Below are 22522 nucleotides of genomic sequence, written 5' to 3'. Positions count from 1 at the left end.
GGTCCTGGACTTGCGGGGGTAGCCCGCTTTGCGGGTCCTTCACGTCCTGGTGAGGTGATCGGCGAGGAAGCGGGCGGCGTCGTCGTGCTCCGTGAATGGGACCTCGGCGTGATCGCCCTGGTTGGCGTGCAGGCTCTTCTCTTTCGAGCCGAAGGCGTCGAAGAGCTCCAGTGCTGATTCTCGGGGCACAAATCGGTCATCCCACTGCAGCAGGAACCTCACGGGTGAGACCACGCGTGGGGCAGGATCGGCCAACCCCTCGATACCCACTAACCCCAGCACTGCGGTGCAAACACGCTGGTCGCTTGCGAGCAGCGCGACTCCTGTGGCCGCACCGAGTGAGACACCCCAGTAGCCAACCTGCCCGACGCCGATTCCATCGGCGGTGAGCTCGTCCAGCACCGCCCGCCACTCGGCCGCCGCGTCGCCTGCGCCGCTGTTGTCGGCAGCGATGAGATCTGTAACTGGCTCGCCAGCGGTCAATCGTCGCCGCAGTTCAGTCGATCGTGCACGCTGTGTTTCCGACGGTTCCCGGTCCCCATGCCCCGGCGCATCAATCGAGATGCTGGCGATCCCGTTGGCGGCGAGGAGCCCGGCGCGACCCTCGATGGCAGGCGCCGCCTTATGCTGGCCATCTCCATGTGCCAGGAGAACTACTGGCCCGCCGTGTGCGGCCTCAGAGGGCCGCCAGATCAGTCCGGGGACATCGCCAAGCTGGAACCTCTGGGATGTGTAGTTGTCGCCGTTGGCGGGCGAAGCAAAATACTCCATCGTGGTCCTTTCGCGTAGCCTGCCTGTGGCTCATTTCCCCCTCATCTTCACCCTCGGCAGGCACGCTGACAAGGGGATCGAGTGGGGGTTGCGGCTTCTGGTGAGCAGCTTCAAGATTGTCGAATATTTGTTCGAGAGATTTGTCCACATAGCCTGTAAATCCGCTGAAATGTCGGTGGGGTTTGGGACAATAGAGGTATGGAAGGCAGCGCAGCTCCATCACCGCAGCGGAAGGGAATCCCCTCCCGGGTGGCCGCCCCGCGGGGTGGTTCTGGTGCTGCTGCCTCTGCTACGGGTGCTCATGCTGGTAGCAACTTTGTCCTCGGGGGCACGAGCGCGGTGGCGGTAGCTTTGTCGGCGTTGAAGCCAGCCGGTGATGCGGCGGGGTTGATTGATCAGTTGCGGGAGTTGGAGGATCTGAAGTCCGCGATCGCGGGCGTGCAGGCCCGGATTGCGGTGGCTGTCGACGTGGCCGAACGCCAGGCGCAGGCCGACGCCGGGGTTCCCGCTGGGGAGCAGGGCAAGGGTGTGGGGGCGCAGGTCGCGTTGGCCCGCCGTGAGTCCCCGTCCCGGGGAAGCAGGCTCCTCGGATTAGCGCGGGCGCTGGTCACGGAGATGCCCCACACCCTCGCTGCCCTCCATCAGGGCCAGTTGAATGAGTGGCGGGCGACCCTGTTGGTGAAGGAAACAGCGTGCCTGTCCGCTGAGGATCGGGCAGCCGTCGATGAGGAACTCGCCCCCGACACAGGCACGTTCGACGGGTGCGGGGATCGGGCGATTATTGCGGCCGTGAAAGCAGCCTCGTATCGGAGGGATCCCCGGTCGGTGGTGAATCGTGCCGCCCGGGCGGTGACGGAACGGTGCGTGAGTATCCGTCCCGCACCGGACACCATGGCCTACCTCACCGCCCTCCTCCCCGTAAAAGAAGCCGTCGCCACCTATGCTGTCCTGTCCCGTCACGCGGACACTACCCGGGCCGCCGGAGACCCGAGATCCCGCGGTCAGGTGATGGCGGACACCCTGGTTGAACGTGTCACCGGGGTCCCCGGGGGTGTCAGCCGGGTCGAGTTGCAGGTCATCATGACCGACCGCGCCCTCTTCCAAGGAGACAGCGAACCAGCCCGCATCCCCGGCTACGGCATCATCGCCTCCCACTGGGCACGCACCCTCCTCCAAACGGGAAAGATGAAGACCAGCGAAACCAGCGGGACGGCCGGCGGATCGGCCGGCCGGTGCCCGACCACGACCGACCCGGTTGGCTCAACCGTTCGGTCCACTGGACCTGCTGGATCGGGCGGGACGATCGTCGTCGATCCGGCCGGGAATACCGTTACCGCTGTCGACCCTGCACACCATGCCTTCGATGTGTGGTTGCGTCGGCTTTATACCGCTCCGGCTACCGGGGAGTTGGTGGCGATGGATTCCACCGCCCGGCTCTTCACGAGAGCTCAACGACGGTTCATCACCGCCCGCGATGACACCTGCCGGACTCCGTACTGTGACGCCCCGATCCGGCACTTCGACCACATCGTGCCGTGGCGCCGCAGCGGACCCACCACGATCACCAACGGGGCAGGGCTCTGCGAAGCGTGCAATCACACCAAAGAACGTCCCGGCTGGACAGCCCAAACAGTCCCCGGATCAAGACCACAAACACGCCCCCGACACACCTTCAGCATCACCACGCCCACCGGCCACACCTACCACTCCACAGCACCACCCCTACCCGGCACCGGAGCTGGCGCCGCAGCTGGCACCGGAGCGACAATCGAGGGGGCACAGGTCAAAGGCCTGAAGCAGGTCAGATCGCGACCCTAACCATGCAGGACAATCACCAGGCAGGACAATCACCCAGCACGACCATCACCGTTCGCGCGACCCGAATCACTCCGACCCGAAAAGCCCCCACTCTCACCGAGCAGTCCCCGGACCATAAAGACTCTCCATCAGGTCCGCCAGCCCATCCACACCTGGGGACTCCCGGATCGAGGCTCTGATCCGTTGACTCGCCTCCCAATAAGACGGAGTGCCAAGAACTTCGCGGACTGCCTTGGCGACAGCATCTGGTTTCGCCCGCTTGGTGCGGAGGTTGATGCCGGCACCCGACCAGGCAACACGGGCAGAGACCTCGGTCTTATCCTCGGTTTCACCGGCCACCACCAAAGGGACGCCGTGCCGTAGGGCAAAATGAACCCCGCCGTAGCCACCATTCGTGACGAGCACATCGGTTTTCGGCAGCAGCTCGTCATAGGGCAGATAGGAAGAGACACGAACGTTGGAAGGCAACGGCCCTTCGAGCGCCTCCACCGGACGCCCTCCAGTACTGACGACCACCATGACGTCGTCGTGCGCCAATCCTTCAATAGCCGGACGGACCAGTTCATCGAAATCCTGGTTGGCCACGGTCCCCTGGGTGATGTGGATGACTGGCCTGTCGCCGTCGAGCTCGTCCCACCACTCGGGCAGGACAACCGCGCCCGCATCACCGGCCCGCAGCCCACCCTGGGACACCGGACCCACGAAGTGCACCGTATCGGGTAGGTCCGAGCGCGGGTACTCGAACTCGGGGACTGTGAACTGGACTAGGTGATCGGCGGCCCACGGCCAGTCCATGAAGAAGGTCGGAAGGGTGGCACCGGTAGTGTCACGGGCGACGTCGTCGGCGTACTTCTGCACGGGAGCGAACACCACCCGTTCACTCACGAACTGCAAGACGCGGTTGCGGATCCGGCCAACGGGCCCAGGCATCGGCCCGATACCCAGCCCAAACGGTGCGGTGTCCTTGCTCGCCAGGCTGAGTGGCAGGATCCCGCAGTTGATGACGGCTGGGCGGCCCGGCTGATCCCCGGCGAGTAGCAGCAATGCGCCCATGAACAGGGGTTCGGCGAGGACCACGTCCACGGGGCGGCCAGCAATGACCTGCTGGACCGCCTCATACTGGGCCTTCCCTGGGCACATGAAGACCTCCTGCAGGTCATATCTGATGCCCTTCGGCCCCTTCAGACCTACCCTGCCGGGAAACGACTCATCGATCTTGGTGTCATCGAAATCTGCCTCCACCGGCAACGGAACGAAACTGGCTCCGGCCCCGACCACCCGGTCCTCGAAGCGTCGCCCGGTGAGGAATCTGACGTCATGCCCGCGATCTACCAGACCCTGCGCGACGGCGACCATCGGGTTGATATGGCCGATAACCGGCGTTGAACAAACAAGCACCGCTGCCATGGGCACCCCTAGGTGAGTGAGTGCGACAAGTGTCCCACCACGCCCGTCAGCACTCAAGACTTCACACGGCGGTAGTCTCCCGGGCCTCCGACCGGGTGGCGCCCGGTCGTGCAATCACCGATCCCGCCACAACAACCAACACAAGCACCCCCGCTGCCCAGGCCAGCCCGGCATACCCGATGAGCACCAAGGCAACCCCGGAGGAAGCTCCGCCGACCGCCCCTGCCAGATTCATAATGAGGTCGGTACGGCCCTGAATCTTCGGCCGCGCCGCCCCGGTCACCAGATCTGCCACCAGCGCCGATCCCGCAACAGTCGCCGCACTCCACCCCAATCCGAGGAACACGAGCCCCACCGTCACCAGGACCGGGTCGTCCTCGCCCAACGCCACAATCGGCAGCGACACAGCAAACAGGCCCTGGCCGATCAGGATGGTGGTCACACGGCCCACCTTGTCGCTCAACCAGCCGAACAGCGGCGACAACGCGAACATCCCGGCGATGTGCAGGCTGATGGTCAGCCCAATGATCGTCAGCGTGACGCCATGGTTGATCAGATGGACGGGCGTCATGGACATCACCGACACCATCACCGCATGGCTAATAGCGATGGATCCGATCGCGAAAATCAGCGGACCCCGCCCGCGGATCGCCCCGGGGTCAGTCTCCTCAGCACTCTTTGCCGAAGTGGATTTGCTCAATAGATACGGATCAGGACGCAGCGCCACCAGGTACACCGCCGCGGCGGCCAGCTGGGCGGTGACCGCAATCAGGAACGACCCGGTGAGATCAGGCATCCGCAACGTCGACGCGATCGTCTCCCCCGGGCCAATGAGGTTGGGACCAAGCACGGCGCCAACTGTCGTAAACCACACCACCAGGGAAAGATCCCGGCCGCGATGCTGCGGACTCGCGAGGTCGGTGGCGGCGAACCGGGACTGCAGGTTCACTGCGGCACCCACACCCAACAGGGCAAAGGAAAGCATCAGCAGCGGAAAGGAACTGAGCGCGGCGGCCGTAATGGCCACCACCGACCCTGATGCAGCCAGCAGAGCACCGGTGGTCAGCGCCCGACGACGGCCCAACCGTTGCGCCAGCCGGGCCAGCGGGATGGCACTCGCCGCGGCGCCGAGCGTGCTCAGGGTGCTTGCCGTCCCGGACAGCGCATCCGACCCCGAGATGTTGGCCGCCATCACCGCACCTATCGACAGGGTGCAGCCAATACCGATCCCGCCCAGCACCTGCCCGACGATCAGCACCGCGACGGTCCGCCGTTGGACAGCGACGACGTCGACCTCCGTACTCGCAACGGACACGGCGTCGGGCACATCGTCGGCGTCGGGCGGTCGATTCTGAGGCTGACTGCTGGTCATGGGAAGAGCGTAGTCCCAACCACGCATGTGACGACGCAAAACCAACCTGTTGCGCGATGCAACTATGCTGAGGGCGTGACAGCCGCTGAGGTAACGCAAAAACCTGCACGACGCCGGCCCGGCCGCCTGGCGACAGCCATGGCCGCGCTCACCACCGTCGTGGGAGTGCTCCCGGTCTTCCTGATCGGCGGACTCGCCGTCCAACTGGAAACAGATCTGAACCTGACGCCGTCGTCGTTGGGCATCGTGGTAGCCGTCTTCTGGGGCGTCTCAGCGCTGCTGTCGGCATCCGCTGGCGTCGCCGCCACCGCCCTGGGACTCCGGCGTGGCATGCCGCTCGGCGTTTGCCTGGGCCTGATCGCTCTCGCAGGGATCGCGTTCCTCACCCCCGACTGGCCGTGGCTCATCCTGTGGCTCACCTTCGCTGGCGCTGCTAACGCACTCTGCCAGCCGCTCTCCAATGGCCTGATCGTGGAACAGGTGGGCACCCGAAACCGGGCCTTCGCCTTCGGCCTCAAGCAGGCAGCCATCCCCGCCGCCACCCTGGCAGCCGGGCTCTCGGTCCCGCTGGTGGCACTGACCATCGGCTGGCAATGGACCTTCACCATCGCCGCAGGCCTGGCCCTCCTGTTCATCCCGGTACTGCTGCGGTCGGTACCCCGCCGCACTGCGAGCGCCACAGCCGCCAGCAAACCCACCAGCACTCCCCTTCCCCGCGAACTGCGGCCGTTCCTGCTCATGACCGCCATCGCCAGCGGACTGGGATCGGCGCAAGCCAACGTGGTCGGCTCGTTTACCGTGTCCTCGGCAGTCGGCGCCGGGTTCGACGCCGCCACCGCGGGCCTGCTCCTCGGCGCCGCCAGCGTCGCGGGCATCCTGGCGCGACCACTCGTCGGCATCGCCGCCGACCGCGGCATCGGCGGCTCCATGGCCACCGTCGCCATCATGATGGGCACCGGCTGCGTCGGGCTCATCGGCATGGCGTCCGGGAATCCCATCGCCTACGGCATCGGCTGCATCATCGCCTTCGGCCTCGGCTGGGGGTGGAACGGCCTGGCCCACTTCGTGGTATCCCGCGCCTCCCATCCCCACACCACCCGCGCCACCGGCATCACCCAGATCGGCACCTACCTCGGCGCCACCCTGGGCCCGCTCGTCTTCGGGTTCATCTTCACCCACTTTCCCGACGGCGTCGGCTGGGCCCTCGCCGCAGTGGTCGCCGCCGCCGGAGCAGCAACGGCGCTGGTCGCCTTTCGCCTGGAAAAACGGCTCCGGGACGGCTAGCGCTAACCGTCGCTACACAGAGCGAAGGTGTCCGCCTCGCCCCTTTCCCGCCCCGACAGCTGACAACGCGGCCACGTAGCCCGGCAGGTCGACGGTCGTGCCGAACCCCGCAGCGGGCCTATACAGGCTCGCGTCCACATGGTCGGCGAGCACCGACTGAAGTCGATCCAGAATTTCCTGCCGATTCAGGCCCTTCGACTGCAGCCGCTGGGCGGCTTCCCACACCTGCCGGGGCTCTCCATTCCACAGCTGCGCCACGACCAGTTCACGCAGAGCGGCCACCCACACGGGGCTGCCATCAGGGTCGCCTGCTCCGGGGTATTCCGCGTTCCCCACAGCATGGAGTTCCTTAAGCTCGCCGAGCACCAGCGTCCGCAGTTCGCCCGGAATGTTCGCGTTGAGCTGCGGATAGTCGACGTCTCCAACCCAGGTGCCGTAGTACGGCATGGCCAGTTGACGACGCGCCATCGCATCCTGCGCCTCCTCCAAATCAGCGAGCTCAAGTCCTTCGAGGAAGTTCATGCCAGGCGACCGCATATCCTCGTCCGCTTCACTGATCTCCTCGGCCTCTTCGAGAACTTCCCCGACGGTATCCACTAACAGGTCCTTCGCCGCCTCGTTCAGCCCCATGCGCGCGCCACACCAATCAATCCATGCGTAGAGGAACCACGGAAGCGCCTCGAGCTCCTCACTGTCAAGCATTGTCTTTCTGGGGAGGAACCAACTGATGAATGTCTCCATCTTGACGGGGCTCACGCGCACCAGCCTGCCGTCGTCGTAAAAGCGCCCAAAGCTGATCGCCAAATCGGCGAGACGAAGGAACTGGTCTCTGAAATCCTGAGACGATGCGGGGGCTGTGTCCCGCTGGATATGCGCCATGAACGAGGAGATCAATCGCTGTGTCTCCGCCTCGTCAGCCTCACCCTGTGCCTCTTCGTCGGCATCGCTGGGCACCCTTCGTGAGTCGAGATCGACGATCTCGCCCCCTGGCATTGCCTGCAACCGCTTCAGAACGAGCGCACGCTCGTAGTGATAATCCTGATCAATTTGGGGATCAGCCGTGATATCGGTGGCCCCGATCGCTGCAAGGCCCAGCTTGCGCGCTTCGGGAAGCCCAATAGACGCAACCGACATCATGCCCTGCATCTGCCCAGCCAGGCGTTCGAGAGCTTTCAGAAGGTGGCGGGCACTTGTGCTGAAACCGGCGTTGATGGCATAGCCGCCCAGGTGATTGGTATCGATACTGAGATGCATTCCGTGCTTGCGCCGCCCAGTGCGGAACTCGACCACCAACTCAATGGAGTCGCCAAACACGTCGGTCATCATCCAGGCCTCGGTTGCCTCCAGCTTGCGCACCGGCTCAAGCCAGGCGGGTGGGGCAACCCCAGCCTCGGTCAGCCGTTCAGCTGCGGCGGCCGCCTGAGCGTCGCCAGGGGCGTCAGCAACCTGTGCCATGGCCCAAAGGATCGCGGCCGCCGCCCGGCTTTCCTGACGTTCGAGGTAGCGGATCCACTCATCGAACAGCTTGGAGTCAATGCCGGGACCCAGGTTGGAGGTTTGATGCATGCCGCTGTAAATGTTGGACGCCAGTTGCTCGGATTCCAGCGAAGATGTCTGGTCGAGGGCGTACGCGAAGAACGGGGCTACCCTTCGGTAGGTATTGGCTACAAGGCTGGTGTTGGACGCGGCCGAGTTCCGTTTGTCTTTGCCCGCTGACTTCGGTTTGCGGATGCGGCTTTTTGGGCTCATGAATCGATGATGGCACCATTACCGAAACAGCCCAACCCTCAAATTGTTGAACAATCCTGACTTTTCGTGCATCCTTGAGGGACACCCGAAAGAGACGAGGATCACAAATGGTTTCGATCGACCTCAACAGCGACGTCGGTGAATCGTTCGGCAACTGGACGATGGGCGACGACGCCGCCATCTTCCGCTCCGTCTCCAGCGCCAACGTTGCGTGCGGCTTCCACGCCGGCGATCCCTCCACCATCGCCCAGACCTGCCGCGACGCCGTCGCCGCGAACGTCACCATCGGCGCCCACGTGGGGTACCGCGACCTGGCCGGATTCGGCCGGCGCTTCCTCGACTGCTCCCCCACCGAACTGGCCGACGACGTCCTGTACCAAATCGGCGCCCTCGACGCGATCTCCCGGGCAGCCGGCGGCACCATCAAATACGTGAAACCCCACGGCGCGCTCTACAACACCATCGTCACCCATGAGGTCCAGGCCCAGGCAGTGGTCGACGCTGTCAAGGCGTTCGGCGGCGACCTGCCCCTCCTGCTCCTCCCCGGCTCCGTCGCATTGCAAGCCGCCGAGAAGGCGGGCCTCCGCGGCGTCGCCGAAGCGTTCGCCGACCGCGCCTACAACCCGGACGGCACCCTGGTCTCCCGCCGCGAACCCGGCGCCGTACTGCACGATGAGGACGAGGTCGCCGCCAACATGGTCCGCCTCGCCACCGACGGAATCATCATCGCCCGTGACGGCTCCACCCTGAAGACCACCGCGGAAAGCATCTGCCTTCACGGCGACACCACCGGCGCGGTCTCGATGTCCGCCGCCGTCCGCCGAGACCTGGAGGCAGCCGGCGTCAGCATCCGGAGCTTCGTATGAGCCAGCCCGAAATCCGCTGGGCCGGGCCACGCGCGCTCCTAATGCAACTCGACTCACTGGAGTCCGTCCTCGCCGTCCACGCCCGCCTGCAGGAGCAGCCACTCCGCGGCCAGGTCGACGTCCTCGCCGCCGCCCAGACTGTCCTCGCGGTGTTCGACTCCGGCACCACCGCCCGCGCAGCCCGCACAGCCCTCGCCCACCTCGACACTGCCCCCGCCACTGACACCGCTGCCACCGGCGACCCGGTCCGGATCGAGGTGGTGTACGACGGCGACGACCTCGCCGAGGTGGGCCGCCTCACCGGCCTCGACCCCGACGGCGTCATCGCCGCCCACACCGGCCAGCTCTGGACCGCCGCGTTTGGCGGCTTCGCCCCGGGCTTCGCCTACCTGGTCGGCGAGAACGAGACCCTCACCGTCCCCCGCCGCACCTCACCGCGCACCGCCGTCCCCGCCGGAGCGGTCGCCCTCGCCGGCAACTTCTCCGCCGTCTACCCGCGGCGCTCCCCCGGCGGCTGGCAGCTCATCGGCCACACAGCGTCCCGGCTGTGGGACCTGGACCGAGACCAGCCCGCCCTCCTGCGCCCCGGCACCGCCGTGCAGTACGTTGCCGTCCGGGAAACCCTCACGCTAACGGACCCAACGCCCGACGACGGCACCCACTCCATCACGACGCCTCCGTCCACAGGCCATTCCCTCGAGGTCATCGCCCCCGGGCCGCAGTCCCTCATCCAGGACCTGGGCCGCCCAGGACTCGGCGACGTCGGCGTCTCCAAAGCCGGAGCCGCCGACACCGCGAGCGCCCGCCAGGCCAACCGGCTGGTGGGCAACGCTCCCGGCGACGCGGTGATTGAAACCATCCTTGGCGGCCTCACCGTCCGGGCACACGGCGAACTCACCCTCGCGCTGACCGGTGCCATCACCCCCGCCGAGATCACCACCGCCGAGATCCGCGGAGCTGACATCAGCGGGGAAGAGGGCAGCGGAGTAGGGCCCAGTACCCGGACCGCCCCGATGTGTTCACCCTTCGCCCTGCACGACGGCGAGACCCTTCAGCTCGACGCGCCCGACGCCGGACTGCGCACCTATGTTGCCATCCGCGGCGGCATCGATGTGCCCCAGGTGCTGGGTAGCCGCTCCACCGACGTGATGTCGGGCATCGGACCGGCCCCACTCGCGGCGGGAACAGTGCTGCCACTCGGACCGATCGATCAGGGCCGCACGGTCGGCGCCGCGGAACCGTCCACCCTCCCCGATGCCATCCGGCGGGGGTCGAAGGAGCCAGTGCTGCTCCGTATCACCAGCGGCCCCCGCCACGACTGGTTCACCCCGGCCTCCCAGGAATCCCTCACCACGCAGGCCTGGACCGTGACGGCCGAATCAAACCGGATCGGCGTCCGCCTCGCGGTCGGCGCCACCCCCGACAGCGAGGCTCCCGGCCAGCCACTGGAACGGGTCGTCACCGACGAGCTCCCCAGCGAGGGCGTCGTCGCCGGATCACTCCAGGTCCCGCCGTCGGGCCTGCCCGTCCTGTTCCTCGCCGACCACCCGGTGACCGGCGGGTACCCGGTGATCGGCGTCGTCGTGCCCGAAGACCTACCGATCGCCGCCCAGCTGGCACCGGGCGCCGCCCTCCGGTTCCAGACCGTCGATCCGGAAACCCTGCAGCCCACACCGCGCCCGATCACCACCCACAGCTCGTGAAAGTAGTACCCATGAAGAAGGTCCTGATCGCCAACCGCGGGGAGATCGCCGTCCGCATCGCCCGCGCCTGCACCGACGCGGAACTCACCTCGGTCGCCGTGTATGCCGAGCCAGACGCCGATGCCCTGCACGTCCGCCTCAGCGACGAGGCCTACGCACTCGGCGGATCCGCCAGCGCCGACACCTACCTGAACATGGACAAGCTCCTCGCCATCGCCAAGAAGGCGGGAGCCGACGCCGTCCACCCCGGGTATGGGTTCCTCTCCGAGAACGCTGACTTCGCCGAAGCCGTGCAGAACGCTGGCATCATCTGGATCGGCCCCTCACCGGCCGCGATCCGTAGCCTCGGCAACAAAGTCACCGCCCGCGAAATCGCCGTCAAGGTGGGCGCCCCACTGGTCCCCGGCTCCGACGGACCGGTCGCCAACGCCGAGGAAGTCCGCGCATTCGCCGAGGAGTTCGGCGTCCCCGTCGCCATCAAGGCGGCCTACGGGGGCGGTGGCCGCGGCATGCGGATCGCGCACCGGATGGAAGACATCGACGACGCGTTCGACTCAGCGGTCCGCGAGGCGACCGTCGCCTTCGGCCGGGGCGAATGCTTCGCCGAACGGTTCCTCGACAAGCCGCGCCACGTCGAGGCACAGGTGCTGGCCGATACGCACGGCAACGTCGTCGTCGTCGGCACCCGCGACTGCTCGCTGCAGCGCCGCAACCAGAAGCTCGTTGAGGAGGCGCCCGCGCCTTTCCTGACCGACGACCAGCGCACCCGCATCCACGAATCCGCCCGCGCGATCTGCCGCGAGGCCGGGTACACCAGCGCCGGCACCGTCGAGTATCTGGTGGCGCCCGACGGCGTGATCTCCTTCCTGGAGGTCAACACCCGTCTGCAGGTGGAGCACCCGGTGACGGAGGCGACGTCGGGCATCGACCTGGTGCGCGAACAGTTCCGGATCGCCGCGGGCCTGCCCGTCAGCATCACCGAGGATCCCGCGCCGCGGGGTCACGCCATCGAGTTCCGGCTCAACGCCGAGGACGCCGGCCGCGGCTTCCTGCCCTCCCCCGGCCCGGTCGACGTGTTCGAGGCCCCCACCGGCCCCGGCATCCGCGTCGACACCGGGGTGCGGTCCGGCTCCAGCGTCCCCGCCGAGTACGACTCCCTGATGGCGAAGCTCATCGTCCACGGCGAGGACCGGCCGCAGGCGCTGCGCCGGGCTCGTGCCGCCCTCGACGAGTTGCGGATCGAGGGTCTCCCCACCGTGCTGCCGTTCCACCGCGCTGTCGTGAGGGACCCCGACTTCACCAACCCGAACCAGCTCGGGGTGTACACCACGTGGATCGAGAACGCGTTCGCCGAACGGCTTGACGCCGCCCTGTCCAGCGGAATCTCAAGCCCCCTCGCCCGCCGGGAAACCCTCACTGTCGAGATCGACGGCAAGGCGGTCCAGCTGGGGCTGCCCGCCGAAATCTTTGCCGCGCTGATGAGCGGCGGTGGGACTGGCAGCGCCGTCGTCGGGCAGGCTGCGGAAACCCCAGGGAAGAACGACGGCCAGGTCACCGCCTCGATGGGCGGCACCCTGGTGAAGTGGCTGGCTGACGACGGAGCCGAGGTCACCGTGGGGCAGCCGGTCGCGGTGGTGGAGGCGATGAAGATGGAAACCGAGGTCCTCTCGACAGCTGCCGGAACGTTCCAGCGGGGCGGGCAGGAGCCGGGTGCCGCCGTCGCGCGCGGCGAGGTGCTGGGCGAAGTGCAGGGCGCGGTCGGCTAACATCTGTTGGTGACAAGGGTTGGGGGATGGCAATGGCGATAGAAGCAGCGGCGGAGCTGGAGAGCGCCACAGCGGGTGCCGAGCACGCGCACACGGCGGCGTGGATCGCCACGGTGTTGCGGGGCAGGATTGCGGCCGGTGAGCTGACGCCGGGGTCCAAGTTATCGGAGCAGTCGCTGTCGACGGCGCTCGGCGTTTCCCGAAATACGCTGCGTGAGGCCTTCTCCACTCTGGCGGGTGAGTCCGTGGTGACGAAGATCCCGAACCGCGGCGTGTTTGTGGCGTCCCCGGGGGCCGAGGAGGTGCGCGAGATCTACCGTGTGCGCCGGATGATCGAACCCGCGGCAGCGTTGTGGGGTGAGGTGACCCCCGAAGTGCTCGAGAACATGGAGGCCATTGTGCAGCGGGCGCAGGCAGCGCGCGACGTCGGTTCGGTCCCCGACATGGCTGACGCCAACCAGGCCCTCCACAGCGCGGTGGTGGGTCTGGCTGGCAGCGAATCCCTGCGGGCGCTGATGGACCGGGTACTCGCGGAGATGCGGCTGGTGTTCCACGCGATGGCCTCCGCTCCCGACTTCCACAGCCACTACGTGGACCGCAACGTGCTGCTCGTGGAGCGGCTGCGGGCCGGGAAGCGCGAGGAGGCCGCCGCCGGGCTGCGTGACTACCTGGACTCGGCCGAGGCCGAACTCCTGGGTCACCTCGCCAGCGAGGCCTCCTGACTCACCTCGGTTAGCGCACCCGGCTCAGGGCACCAGGTAGTCGCTGTCCCGCGCGTCGGTGATGAGCATGTGGCCCGGTGCGTGGCCGATCGCCAGCGGAGGCCGTGACTGCATCACCGCCGCCTGTGGGGTCACCCCGCAGGCCCAGAACACCGGCAGGTGACCGTCGGGGATCCGCACCGCGTCGCCGAAGTCCGGCGAATTGATGTCGATGCCCAGCTCCTCAGGGTTCCCCACGTGCACGGGAGCCCCGTGGACTGCGGGATAGCGGGAGGTGATGCGGACGGCGTCGGCCACCTGGGCCGCTGGCACCGGCCGCATCGAGACGACCAGAGGACCGGACATGGCTCCGGCCGGAGCGGCGTCGCGGTTCGTCCGGTACATCGGCACGTTCACTCCCTGGTCGATGTGCGCAATCCTGACGCCGCCGTCCTGCAGGGCCGCCTCGAACGTGAACGAGCAGCCGAACAGGAAGGTGACCAGGTCATCGCGCCAGTGGGCGGTGATGTCGGTGGGCTCGTCCACTTTCACGCCGTCTTGATAGACGGTGTATTTGGGGACGTCGGTCCTGATGTCCCCGCCGGCCAGCAGCGGTCCGGTGGTTTCGCCCGCCTCCAGCACGCCGAGGATGGGGCACGGCTTGGGGTTGCGCTGGGCGAAGAGCAGCAGGTCGAAGGCCTGTTCCCGCGGGATCGAGAGCACGTTCACCTGCGCGTAGCCGCGGGACCAGCCCGACGTCGGCGTCACTAGTCCGGCGCGGAAGGCGGCGCGGGCGTCGGCGGGCAGGATGGCGGCCGGGTTTGTCGGCATGCCGCTCAGCCCGTTACTCAGCCCCACAGCTGTGCCAGCCCGGTGATGGAGGTGTAGCCGAGGAACAGGGTGAGGAACCAGGTGAGGACGCCGACGATCAGCAGCCACTTCGGGTAGACGTAGCCGTGCAGCAGGTCCCGGCGACGCCAGGCCACCCAGAGGAGGACACCGAAGCCAACCGGGAGGATCAGACCGTTGAACGCGCCAGCGAAGATCAGCAGTTCCTGGGGCGCCTGTCCCAGGAAGACGTAGGCAATGGCACAGCCGGCGATGAACGCGACGGTGATCAGGTTCCGCTTGCGCTGGGGCGTCTTCGAGGTGGTGATGAAGGAGACCGAGGTGAACGCGGCGCCGATGACGGAGGTGATCGCGGCGGCCCAGAGGACCACGCCGAACATCCGCATGCCGATTTCGCCGGCCGCGACCCCGAAGGCTTCAGCGGCCAGGTTGTCGCTGGTCAGCACGGCACCGCCGGCGACGACGCCGAAGATGGCCAGGAACAGCAGCACCCGCATCAAGCCGGTGACCATGATGCCGAGCACTGAGCTGCGGGTGATCTCGCCAACGTTGTCGGGACCGGTGACGCCCGAATCGAGCATCCGGTGGGCGCCGGCGTAGGTGATGTAGCCGCCCACGGTGCCACCGACGAGGGTGGTGATGATGAGGAAGTCGATCTGCTCGGGCAGGATCGCGTTCTTGAGCGCTTCACCGACCGGGGGCGCCGCAACGATGGCCACGTAGATCATCAGGAGGATCATGATGGCACCGAGCAGCACCACGATGCGGTCCAGGGCCATCCCGGCCTTCTTGCTGACGAAGATCAGGATGGCGATGACCGCCGAGATGGCACCGCCGATCTTCGGATCGACGCCGAGCATCGCGTTGGCGCCGAGCCCGGTACCGGCGATGTTGCCGATGTTGAAGACCACACCGCCGATGAAGACCAGGCCGGCCAGGAACCAGCCCACCCCGGGAAGGACTTTATTACCGAGTTCGTGGGCGCGGAGCCCCGAGACGCCGATGACGCGCCAGACATTCATCTGGACGGCGATGTCGATGAGGATCGACGCCAGGATCGCGAACGCGAACGCGGCGCCGATCTGCACCGTGAAGACTGTCGTCTGGGTGATGAAGCCCGGACCAATGGCGCTGGTCGCCATGAGGAACATGGCTCCCAGCAGCGCGGTTCGCCGAGCCGAGGAGCTCAACTTCGGTTTGTTCTGGGTATCTGCCATGGGCCCGTCCATTACCTAAGGTGACTGGAGTCACATTTTGTATTGGAGACGACCCTACAGGTTGTTGAACAATCTGCGCAAGGTATTGTTCAACAATTTAAATGGTTACTCCGCTGGCGCGAAGAGCTCAAGGGCAACACCGTCTGGATCCCTGAACTCCAGGATGTAGCCGGCACCAATGTCCTTCACCCCGCCGTGCTCAATTCCCAGACCATCCAGCAGCGTTGCCGAAGCATCCAGGTCACTCCGAGCGGCGACGGCGAAGCTGACGTGGTCGAGCCCCACCCGGTCTTCGTCGAAGCGGTCTCCCGATGGGGCAACCGGTCGAAGACCCAGCAACCCTCCCCCGAAGCTGTAGATCACGCCGCCGAAGAGGAATCCCAGCTGATCCTTTGTCTCCTGATCAGCATCCTCGGGTGGCGCCTCAAACGCTATATCGAATCCAAACACCGCGTCGTAGAAGGCACGGGATCGGCGGATATCGGTGACGGTCAACCGGACGTGAGCGAAGTCTGTGACAGCAATGGGCATGTGTGGTTCGTGGTGAGCAGTAACTTCAGACATCAAGAGCCTCCGACATTGAAATGGGATCGGCGTACTGGGCCGACCGTATTCACTTCGTCAGCAGGCTGTCATTTGGATGGGTGGCTGGGCGAACTTTCCACCGAGCGTCAGCCAGCGCCGACCTGCAGCTGTGTCATGAGGTCGAGGGTGTCGCCGTTGAGCCAGTACTCGACAATCTGGTGGTTGACGATTAGCAGGATGTCGGTGCCGTGGAATGACACTTCGGTTCCCACCGGCGCCCCTGCACCGGGAAGGCCACCGCTGTAGTGACCGGCGGCGACCCAGCGAATCGCTACATGGTCGCCGTCCACAATTGGACCCACCTCGATACTGAAGGTGAGGTCGGATGCGAGCGATCTCATCTGGGTGACAAAACCCTGCATTCCGGCGACTCCTTCAACGGCGCTGCCGTCGCCGCCGTCGAACATGGCGGCGTGCACACGGTTGTCGGGGGAAATGATGTCCTCGGCGATCGCGTAGTCGCCGTTCCACAGGGCGACCCACTTGGTGATGAGCTCGGTCGCTGTCTCTCGGGCGGCGGGGGTGGTCACAGTTGTGTTCTCCATGAGCTTCTCCATTGGGTAGGGGCGGTCAAAGCCGGCCCCTGGAACGAGCACTCTGGGAGAAGGGCCGTGTACCGCCCACTATGCACTGGTGGGTGGTACACGTAAATAACCACCTGGATGAATTAACCAGGAGTTCAAAGTAGCTAGCGCGCCGGGACTCCGGCCAGCTCCCGCTTCGGCAGCATCAGGTTGAACGTGGTCCGCTCCTCGGCCCCGAGAACCAGGTGTCCGCCAATCGCCTCGGCGAGCTCCGAGGCCACGGCCAGGCCGATGCCCTCCCCCGATCCTTGTGTCACCCGGCGCGTGAAGATGTTGGTGCGCATCGGGCGGGCGCCGTCGTCGCTCACAGTCAGGCTGAGGTGCGTGCCAGCGTCCGCGGGCACCACCCGGATGGTGCCGGCGCCGTGGGCGATGGAGTTCTCGATCAGGACGTCAAGGATCTGGTGCACCGGCCCCGGGTTGATGACCGCTGGCAGCGAGGCGCCGTGCGTGAAGATGTCCCGACCGTCAGCGGTGATCTGACGCTCCCACCGGGCGGCGGCCCGGGTGGCAATCAGGCCTAGGTCCACCTCGCGCGCATCGCTGAGCCGCTGCCCGCGGGCCAGCTCCAGCAGCTCGCTCACCGCCGTGGAGAGCCGGTCAATCTCCTTCAGGGAGTGCGTCAACTGCTCAGTGACGGCGGGCGGCGTCTCCTTCCACAGGGTCAGGTCTTCAAGTTCCAGGCGCAGAGCGGTGATGGGTGTGCGGAGTTGGTGCGAGGCGTTCGCGGCAAACTCGCGCTCCCGTTGCACCAGTTCGGACAGCGCAGCGGAACTGGAATGCAACGCAACACTGATCTCCTGGGCCTCGGGCACCGAATAGTGCTTTTCTTCCAGGTCGAACTTGCCGTTGCCCAGTTGCCCCGCCGTGTCAGCCAGTTCCTGGAACGGACGCGACAGCAACCGCGCCAGGGTGAACCCGGCGAGCGCAGAAAACAGTACCAACCCGAGGCCGATAATCACCACCGGCATTACCGCATCCGCGACGCTGGCAGCCACCGTCAGACCGGACCGCTCCAGCGTGACGATCGAACCGTCGTCGAGCTCGCGGGTCACGCTGATGTCATCGGGGTGGCCGGTCAGCAACGGACCGGCGGACGCGAGGACGAGGTCGTCCGCGTCCCGCACCTCGATCCGTTCCCCCGCCTGCACCAGCTCGCCGAGGTACTCCTCGGTGATGTGGCCGTTGACTGCGGCATCGGGCAGCAACACGGCCAGGAGATCCGCTGAGCGTTCGATCTTGCGCAGTTCAGAGAAGAAGGCCTGGTCCGCCACAATGTAGGCGCGCGGGACCCCATACAGTGCGACGACGACGACGGCGAGCCCCACGAAGGCGGCGATGAGTCGCTCCCGCATTAGTTGACCGTCTCCAGCCGGAATCCGACCCCTCGGACGGTGACCACCTGGACGTCGCCGCCGGAATCGTCGAGTTTCTGCCGCAGCCGGCCGATGGTTACGTCGAGGGTCTTGGTGGAGCCGAACCAGTTCTGGTCCCAGACCTGGTCCATCAGCTGTTCACGCGTGATGACGGCGCCCCTTGAGCTATCGAGGGTCGCCAGGACGTCGAATTCCTTGACGGTGAGCGGCATTTCCTTGCCGTTGGAGAACGCCCGGCGCGCCTGGAGGTCGACCAAGAAGGCCGGGGCGGCGTCGTCGTCGGGAGCTGGCGACGGCGTGGGCCGGTTTGCGGGCGCAGCGCGGCGCAGCAGGGCGCGGGTGCGGGCAAGTAGTTCAGCGAGGCCGAAGGGTTTCGCCATGTAGTCGTCGGCGCCGACGTCGAGGCCCACTACCCGGTCGATCTCGCCGCCGCGGGCGGTCAGGATGAGAATCCCGTTGGCGTAGCCGTCCTCGCGGACCTTGCGGCAGACCTCAAGCCCGTCGATGTCGGGCAGGCCCAGATCCAGCACAATGAGATCGAACTGATCCTCGGTGGCCCTGCGGATGCCTTCCAGGCCTTCGGTCACCCGGGTGACGGCGTAGCCCTCCCGTTCAAACGTGCGGAGCAGTGGAAGTGCTATCCCGTCGTCGTCCTCGACCAGCAAAATATTGTTCCCCATGTCAACTACTATACAAATCGGTTGGCGGCTGCGAATCCCCACCTGAGAACAGGTGGGGCAGCAACAGGCCCAGCAGCAGTACGGCGAGCGCGAGCGACACGATGCTGAGAATCGCATTCAACCCCGACCACGGCTGAAACTGGCTGCCCGGCAAGCCAACGGTGAGCGAGAGAATATGCCCGGCGATGGACGACACGGCGACGATCGCCAGACCAAACCGGGACTCGAAGCAGTTGTCGCGCCACAACTTGGCGCTCCCCAGCACGCAGAAGAGGGCGGCCAGGAACAGCAGCACCGACAGGTACGGGGCGTCCCCCAGGTACAGGACGCCGGCGATCGCCTGCGCCGTCCCCAAGAGCAGGGCTATCGCCGTGACCACTGGTGCCCGGAAGATGACCGACACTAGAAGTCCCTGTCCAGCGCGCCGGACTCAGTGATCGGTGCGTTGGATGCCCGGGCACCGCTGAGGTCCGTGACCAGGCTGCTCGGGGTCCAGACCATAGAAGCCGTGGTGCTGACCGTCCGGACGCGGTTGCTGCTGCTGGCCGCCGGGCCGAGGGCGACCGTCACCACCGTGACGGGCACGCCGTTGATGATTACCGAGCTCGCGGTCATGGTGGCCGCGAAGGATGCGGTGTTGTTGCTCCGAACGTAGTTCTGCCGCAGGTTCACCGAACCCAGGTTGACCACCGCACCGTTACGCAATACGTCGACGGTGTCGCCGTTACTTCCAAGGCCCAGAAGGTTACCGTCCCGTGCCCGGAGGGTGACTGCCAGGGCTGACCCGTTCCACCCCGAAACGATTGACCCGAGGTTGACCCGGTCGTTGTAAATGAAGGTCATCGTGTCGCCAGCTTCGATGCGGCCGGGGGTGCTGCCCCCATTGGCCGACTGGATGTCCAAGCCGCGCAGCGGAGTGTTGTCCACACGGCGGGCGGTCACCGTCGCCGAGATGGTTTCCCTTGCTGCCTTGTCGACCATGACAGCCCGGAAGTCGTAGAGACCATCGGCCACGGCTGCACTGTTCCAGGTGCAGGTAAACGGCGACGTGTTCACTGTGCACACGGTGGTCCAGGCGGGAGCAACCTGAATCCGCACCGACGCAACTCCGGCACTGGATGCCGCGTTGGCGGTGAGCGGCACCGAGCCGCTGATCACTGCCGCCGGGTCCTCCAGCGAGACGGAGGCGACAACATTGTTGATCACCCGGTTGGCGATCGTGGCCGACGTCCTGGCGTTGCCGGCGTTGTCCGTGGCGATCGCCCGGACACTATAGGTGCCGTCGGCAATTTTGGTGGTGTCGTACCGGCAGGAGAACGGCTCCTCGGCAACGGTGCACAGCGTGGTCCAGGTGGAGCTGCCGTTGGCGGCGTACTGAAGCGTGACTTCCTCAACACCTGAGTGGGCGTCAGTGGCGGTGGCGGTGAAGGTGCGGACGCCGCTCAGCGGGGAGCCGGGGTCGGTCATTGTCACGGTGGGAGCGAGGTTGTCGACTACTACCCCTTCGATGATGGCCGAGGTTGTGGTGGTGCCGTTGGCGGTGGCCACGGCGCGCAGGTCGTAGAAGTCGTTGGCGAAGCCGGTGGTGTTCCAGGTGCAGGAGGCTGCGGAGCAGAGGGTCTTCCAGCTTCCCGAGTCCGCCACCGCGTATTCGATGCGCACGGCGTAGCTGGTGGAGCCGGCGTTGCCGAGGGTGACGGTCAGCGGGACCGAGCCGCGGACTGCTTCCCCTGGATCGGAGAGGCTCACCGTGATGGCGTTCGCGATCGTGGTGGTGGCGACGGCCGACGTCGTCGTGTAGTCCGCCTTATCGGTGGCGATCGCGCGGAGGCTGTAAGAGCCGTCCGGACGCGGCGTGGTGTCCCACGCGCACGAGTACGGTGCGGTGCTGGCGGTGCAGATGGTGGTCCAGGTGCTGGTGCCAGGGGCGAGGTACTGGATGGCGACGGTGGCGATGCCGGTTTCGGCGTCGGCCGCGGTGGCGGTGACGGTGGCCGTTCCCCTGAGGGTGGAGCCCGGGTTGGTGAGGGTGACCGTGGGCGGGGTCCAGTCGACGGCGGCGCTGACGGTTCCGGTGTTGGTGGTTTTCGAGGTAAACGCGGCGGTGGAAAACGCGGGAGTGTCGACGGCGAGGAGCGCGACGATGAGCGCCAGCAGGGCGATCAACGTGCGTACTTTCATGGCCAGCTTCCGGTAGGGGTTTGCCTTCCCCTCAACTGTAGAAAACCGCCGTCAACAGGGATGCAACAGGCGGTGGCGACAATTCCACAATTGGGTAACAGAGCGCGCTGGCTTGCCGGCTAGTGACAGTTAAGTGAAAGAGTGCCCTCCCCGAACGGTGGGAGGGCACTCTTTGATCTGGGGCGGCGCTAGCCTGCGACCGGCACGGGCCCGGGCTGGGCCGTTGCGTTCCGGGGTTCGCTGAGCACCCGGGTCACTTCGACAACGCTCATCAGGGCGATCAGAGCGGCCGGGACGCCGATGATCAGCATCCGCAGGTCCTTGTCCGCCAAGGCGATGAATGCCCAGCCCACGTGGGGCACGGCCACATCGACGCGGGCCTGGGTGGGCGCCGTGAGTTGGAAGGTCCAGGAGTCTGCGGCGGAGTTCGCGTCGCCGTGCGTGCGGAACACCGGACCGGTCGCCGATGCGGTGATGGATTCAATGCGGTGGGTAACCAGCTCGCTGATGCCGGAGTCCGCGGGCGGCATGTAGGTGATGATGTCGCCGACCGCCAGATCGTCCACTGGCACCACCTGCGCCAGGACCACCGCGCCGCGTTCGAAGGTTCCGGACATGGAGCCCCCGGTGATGACGTACCGTTCCAGTCCCAGCAGTCCCGGCAGCAGCACGACGCCGGCGAGAAGGAAGGTGGCGATAGCGGCGAGAGTTGTCGCTATCGCCCCTGCCTTGCGGAGCGGGCTGCGGCGTCGTGCTGCTGAGCTCATGGGGGTGCCTTTCGGGCTGGTTGGTTGTCAGGGGGGCTGGTGGGGTGCGGTGACGGTCAGGTGCTCGTCACCGCACCCGGTTTAGGGGGGGGTGTTACTGGTTGGTGGCGGCGGCCGTGGTCTGGATCGCGTCCCAGGTGTAGGTAGCGGTGGCGGTCTTGCCCTGCTCCTCGTTGCCAGCGGCCTGTGCCAGGTTGGTGCTGAAGGTGAAGGTGCGGGCCTCGCCCGGCGCGAAGGTGCCCAGGTTGGCTGAGCCGAGCTCACCGAAGGTGCCGGAGTAGATGGGGGCAGTGGCGCCCTGCTGGGTGACGACGAGTTTCAGGTTGGACTTGGTGCTGAACCCGTTGGTTGCTGCTTCCCTCAGGGAGAAGGTGGAGGCCAGGGAGCCGCTGTTGGTGATGGTGACGGTGCCGTTGAGGGTGTCGCCGGGCTTGACGTTGCTCAGGTTGAAGATGGCGGCGTTGGCCTTCGAGTTGCTCTGCGTCATGGTGCCGGAGGTGTAGGCGTTGGAGGTGTTGACGCTGGTGGAGACAAAGTCTGCACCCGAGCCGGCGACCAGGGCGGTGGCGGCGAACAGCGCAGCGATCGGAAGCAGCAGGCGCCGGCTGCGGGAGAAGGTCTTCTTCTCCTGGCTGCGGTGGGTGACTGGCTGGGCTTCGGCGGTGGCGTTCATGGGTGCTCCTGAGACTGGGTAACGCTGCGGTTTCTTATGTCCACAACGTTATTCAGCGGGCAGGAACAAGCTGGCAACGGGAACTGCTCAGTAACTCCACGGGTAGGGAACAGTTGGAGAGGGTGTCAAATAGTTTGTGTAAGGGGGTGGGGGCCTTAGCAGGAAGCCGAGAT

The 22522-nt window shown here is 66.3% G+C and carries 20 protein-coding genes; 6 read left to right on the top strand and 14 right to left on the bottom strand.

What is annotated here, in order from left to right; all coding sequences use genetic code 11:
• Window positions 1-39: 39 nt before the first annotated feature.
• Window positions 40-771 carry an alpha/beta fold hydrolase gene (locus HMI58_RS08445; protein ID WP_171618980.1) on the bottom strand — a complete coding sequence of 244 codons (732 nt, stop codon included), beginning with the start codon at window positions 769-771 and terminating at the stop codon, window positions 40-42.
• A gap of 198 nt (window positions 772-969) precedes the next feature.
• On the opposite strand from HMI58_RS08445, the gene HMI58_RS08440 reads away from it, so the two are divergent.
• Window positions 970-2589, top strand: a complete 1620-nt coding sequence (locus HMI58_RS08440; protein WP_171618978.1) for an HNH endonuclease signature motif containing protein — start codon at window positions 970-972, stop codon at window positions 2587-2589.
• 93 nt (window positions 2590-2682) lie between these two features.
• Here the strand turns inward: HMI58_RS08440 and HMI58_RS08435 are convergent, their stop codons facing one another.
• Window positions 2683-3996, bottom strand: a complete 1314-nt coding sequence (locus tag HMI58_RS08435; RefSeq protein ID WP_171618976.1) for a nucleotide disphospho-sugar-binding domain-containing protein — start codon at window positions 3994-3996, stop codon at window positions 2683-2685.
• A 61-nt stretch (window positions 3997-4057) separates the two neighbouring features.
• Complete coding sequence (locus HMI58_RS08430) at window positions 4058-5368, bottom strand: MFS transporter (RefSeq protein WP_171618974.1); 1311 nt, start codon at window positions 5366-5368, stop codon at window positions 4058-4060.
• A 75-nt stretch (window positions 5369-5443) separates the two neighbouring features.
• Between HMI58_RS08430 and HMI58_RS08425 the strand changes: the two genes are divergently transcribed.
• Window positions 5444-6652, top strand: coding sequence for an MFS transporter (locus HMI58_RS08425; RefSeq protein WP_171618972.1), 1209 nt, complete (start codon window positions 5444-5446; stop codon window positions 6650-6652).
• 12 nt (window positions 6653-6664) lie between these two features.
• On the opposite strand, the gene HMI58_RS08420 is transcribed toward HMI58_RS08425, so the two are convergent.
• Entirely contained in the window at window positions 6665-8401 is a 1737-nt protein-coding gene (locus tag HMI58_RS08420; protein WP_171618970.1) for a hypothetical protein, read from the bottom strand.
• A 107-nt stretch (window positions 8402-8508) separates the two neighbouring features.
• Here HMI58_RS08420 and HMI58_RS08415 point away from each other — a divergent pair, with 107 nt between their 5' ends.
• From HMI58_RS08415 to HMI58_RS08400, 4 genes are read left to right on the top strand one after another with little or no spacing between them, the layout of a single operon-like run.
• Complete coding sequence (locus HMI58_RS08415) at window positions 8509-9267, top strand: 5-oxoprolinase subunit PxpA (protein WP_171618968.1); 759 nt, start codon at window positions 8509-8511, stop codon at window positions 9265-9267.
• Window positions 9264-10970 (top strand): 5-oxoprolinase/urea amidolyase family protein, encoded by a 1707-nt coding sequence (locus HMI58_RS08410; protein WP_171618966.1) that lies wholly within the window; start codon window positions 9264-9266, stop codon window positions 10968-10970. Before HMI58_RS08415 ends, HMI58_RS08410 begins: the two co-directional genes overlap by 4 nt.
• 11 nt (window positions 10971-10981) lie before the next feature.
• On the top strand, window positions 10982-12736 hold the full coding sequence (locus tag HMI58_RS08405; protein WP_171618964.1) for a biotin carboxylase N-terminal domain-containing protein: 1755 nt from the start codon (window positions 10982-10984) through the stop codon (window positions 12734-12736).
• Between the two features lie 32 nt (window positions 12737-12768).
• Entirely contained in the window at window positions 12769-13458 is a 690-nt protein-coding gene (locus tag HMI58_RS08400) for a GntR family transcriptional regulator (protein ID WP_171618962.1), read from the top strand.
• 24 nt (window positions 13459-13482) lie between these two features.
• Here HMI58_RS08400 and HMI58_RS08395 read toward each other — a convergent pair whose 3' ends face one another.
• The 10 genes from HMI58_RS08395 to HMI58_RS08350 form a co-directional block, all read right to left on the bottom strand.
• Window positions 13483-14268, bottom strand: a complete 786-nt coding sequence (locus HMI58_RS08395; RefSeq protein ID WP_171618960.1) for a putative hydro-lyase — start codon at window positions 14266-14268, stop codon at window positions 13483-13485.
• Window positions 14269-14285: 17 nt separating this feature from the next.
• Entirely contained in the window at window positions 14286-15503 is a 1218-nt protein-coding gene (locus HMI58_RS08390; protein WP_171618958.1) for an NRAMP family divalent metal transporter, read from the bottom strand.
• A 105-nt stretch (window positions 15504-15608) separates the two neighbouring features.
• Window positions 15609-16034 carry a VOC family protein gene (locus HMI58_RS08385; RefSeq protein ID WP_171585574.1) on the bottom strand — a complete coding sequence of 142 codons (426 nt, stop codon included), beginning with the start codon at window positions 16032-16034 and terminating at the stop codon, window positions 15609-15611.
• 140 nt (window positions 16035-16174) lie between these two features.
• On the bottom strand, window positions 16175-16633 hold the full coding sequence (locus HMI58_RS08380) for an ester cyclase (RefSeq protein ID WP_171618956.1): 459 nt from the start codon (window positions 16631-16633) through the stop codon (window positions 16175-16177).
• A gap of 143 nt (window positions 16634-16776) precedes the next feature.
• Window positions 16777-18027 carry a HAMP domain-containing sensor histidine kinase gene (locus HMI58_RS08375; RefSeq protein WP_171618954.1) on the bottom strand — a complete coding sequence of 417 codons (1251 nt, stop codon included), beginning with the start codon at window positions 18025-18027 and terminating at the stop codon, window positions 16777-16779.
• Window positions 18027-18728, bottom strand: coding sequence for a response regulator transcription factor (locus HMI58_RS08370; RefSeq protein WP_171618952.1), 702 nt, complete (start codon window positions 18726-18728; stop codon window positions 18027-18029). The genes HMI58_RS08375 and HMI58_RS08370 overlap by 1 nt, the downstream gene beginning before the upstream one ends.
• Before the next feature lies 1 nt (window position 18729).
• A complete protein-coding gene (locus HMI58_RS08365; RefSeq protein WP_171618950.1) occupies window positions 18730-19131 on the bottom strand; it encodes a hypothetical protein in 402 nt (133 codons plus the stop codon).
• Window positions 19131-20909 (bottom strand): Ig-like domain-containing protein, encoded by a 1779-nt coding sequence (locus tag HMI58_RS08360; RefSeq protein WP_171618948.1) that lies wholly within the window; start codon window positions 20907-20909, stop codon window positions 19131-19133. The genes HMI58_RS08365 and HMI58_RS08360 overlap by 1 nt, the downstream gene beginning before the upstream one ends.
• Before the next feature lie 188 nt (window positions 20910-21097).
• The gene (locus HMI58_RS08355; protein ID WP_171585581.1) at window positions 21098-21676 is read right to left on the bottom strand and encodes a signal peptidase I; all 579 of its coding nucleotides are present in this window, start codon (window positions 21674-21676) and stop codon (window positions 21098-21100) included.
• A gap of 94 nt (window positions 21677-21770) precedes the next feature.
• Window positions 21771-22349, bottom strand: coding sequence for a TasA family protein (locus tag HMI58_RS08350; protein ID WP_171618946.1), 579 nt, complete (start codon window positions 22347-22349; stop codon window positions 21771-21773).
• Window positions 22350-22522 lie beyond the last annotated feature (173 nt).

Origin of the sequence: Arthrobacter sp. 147(2020), assembly GCF_013116715.1 — a bacterium.
Lineage (GTDB): Bacteria > Actinomycetota > Actinomycetes > Actinomycetales > Micrococcaceae > Arthrobacter_D.
The sequence above is the reverse complement of the archived record's forward strand: the minus strand, read 5'-3'. Positions and strand labels throughout refer to the sequence as shown.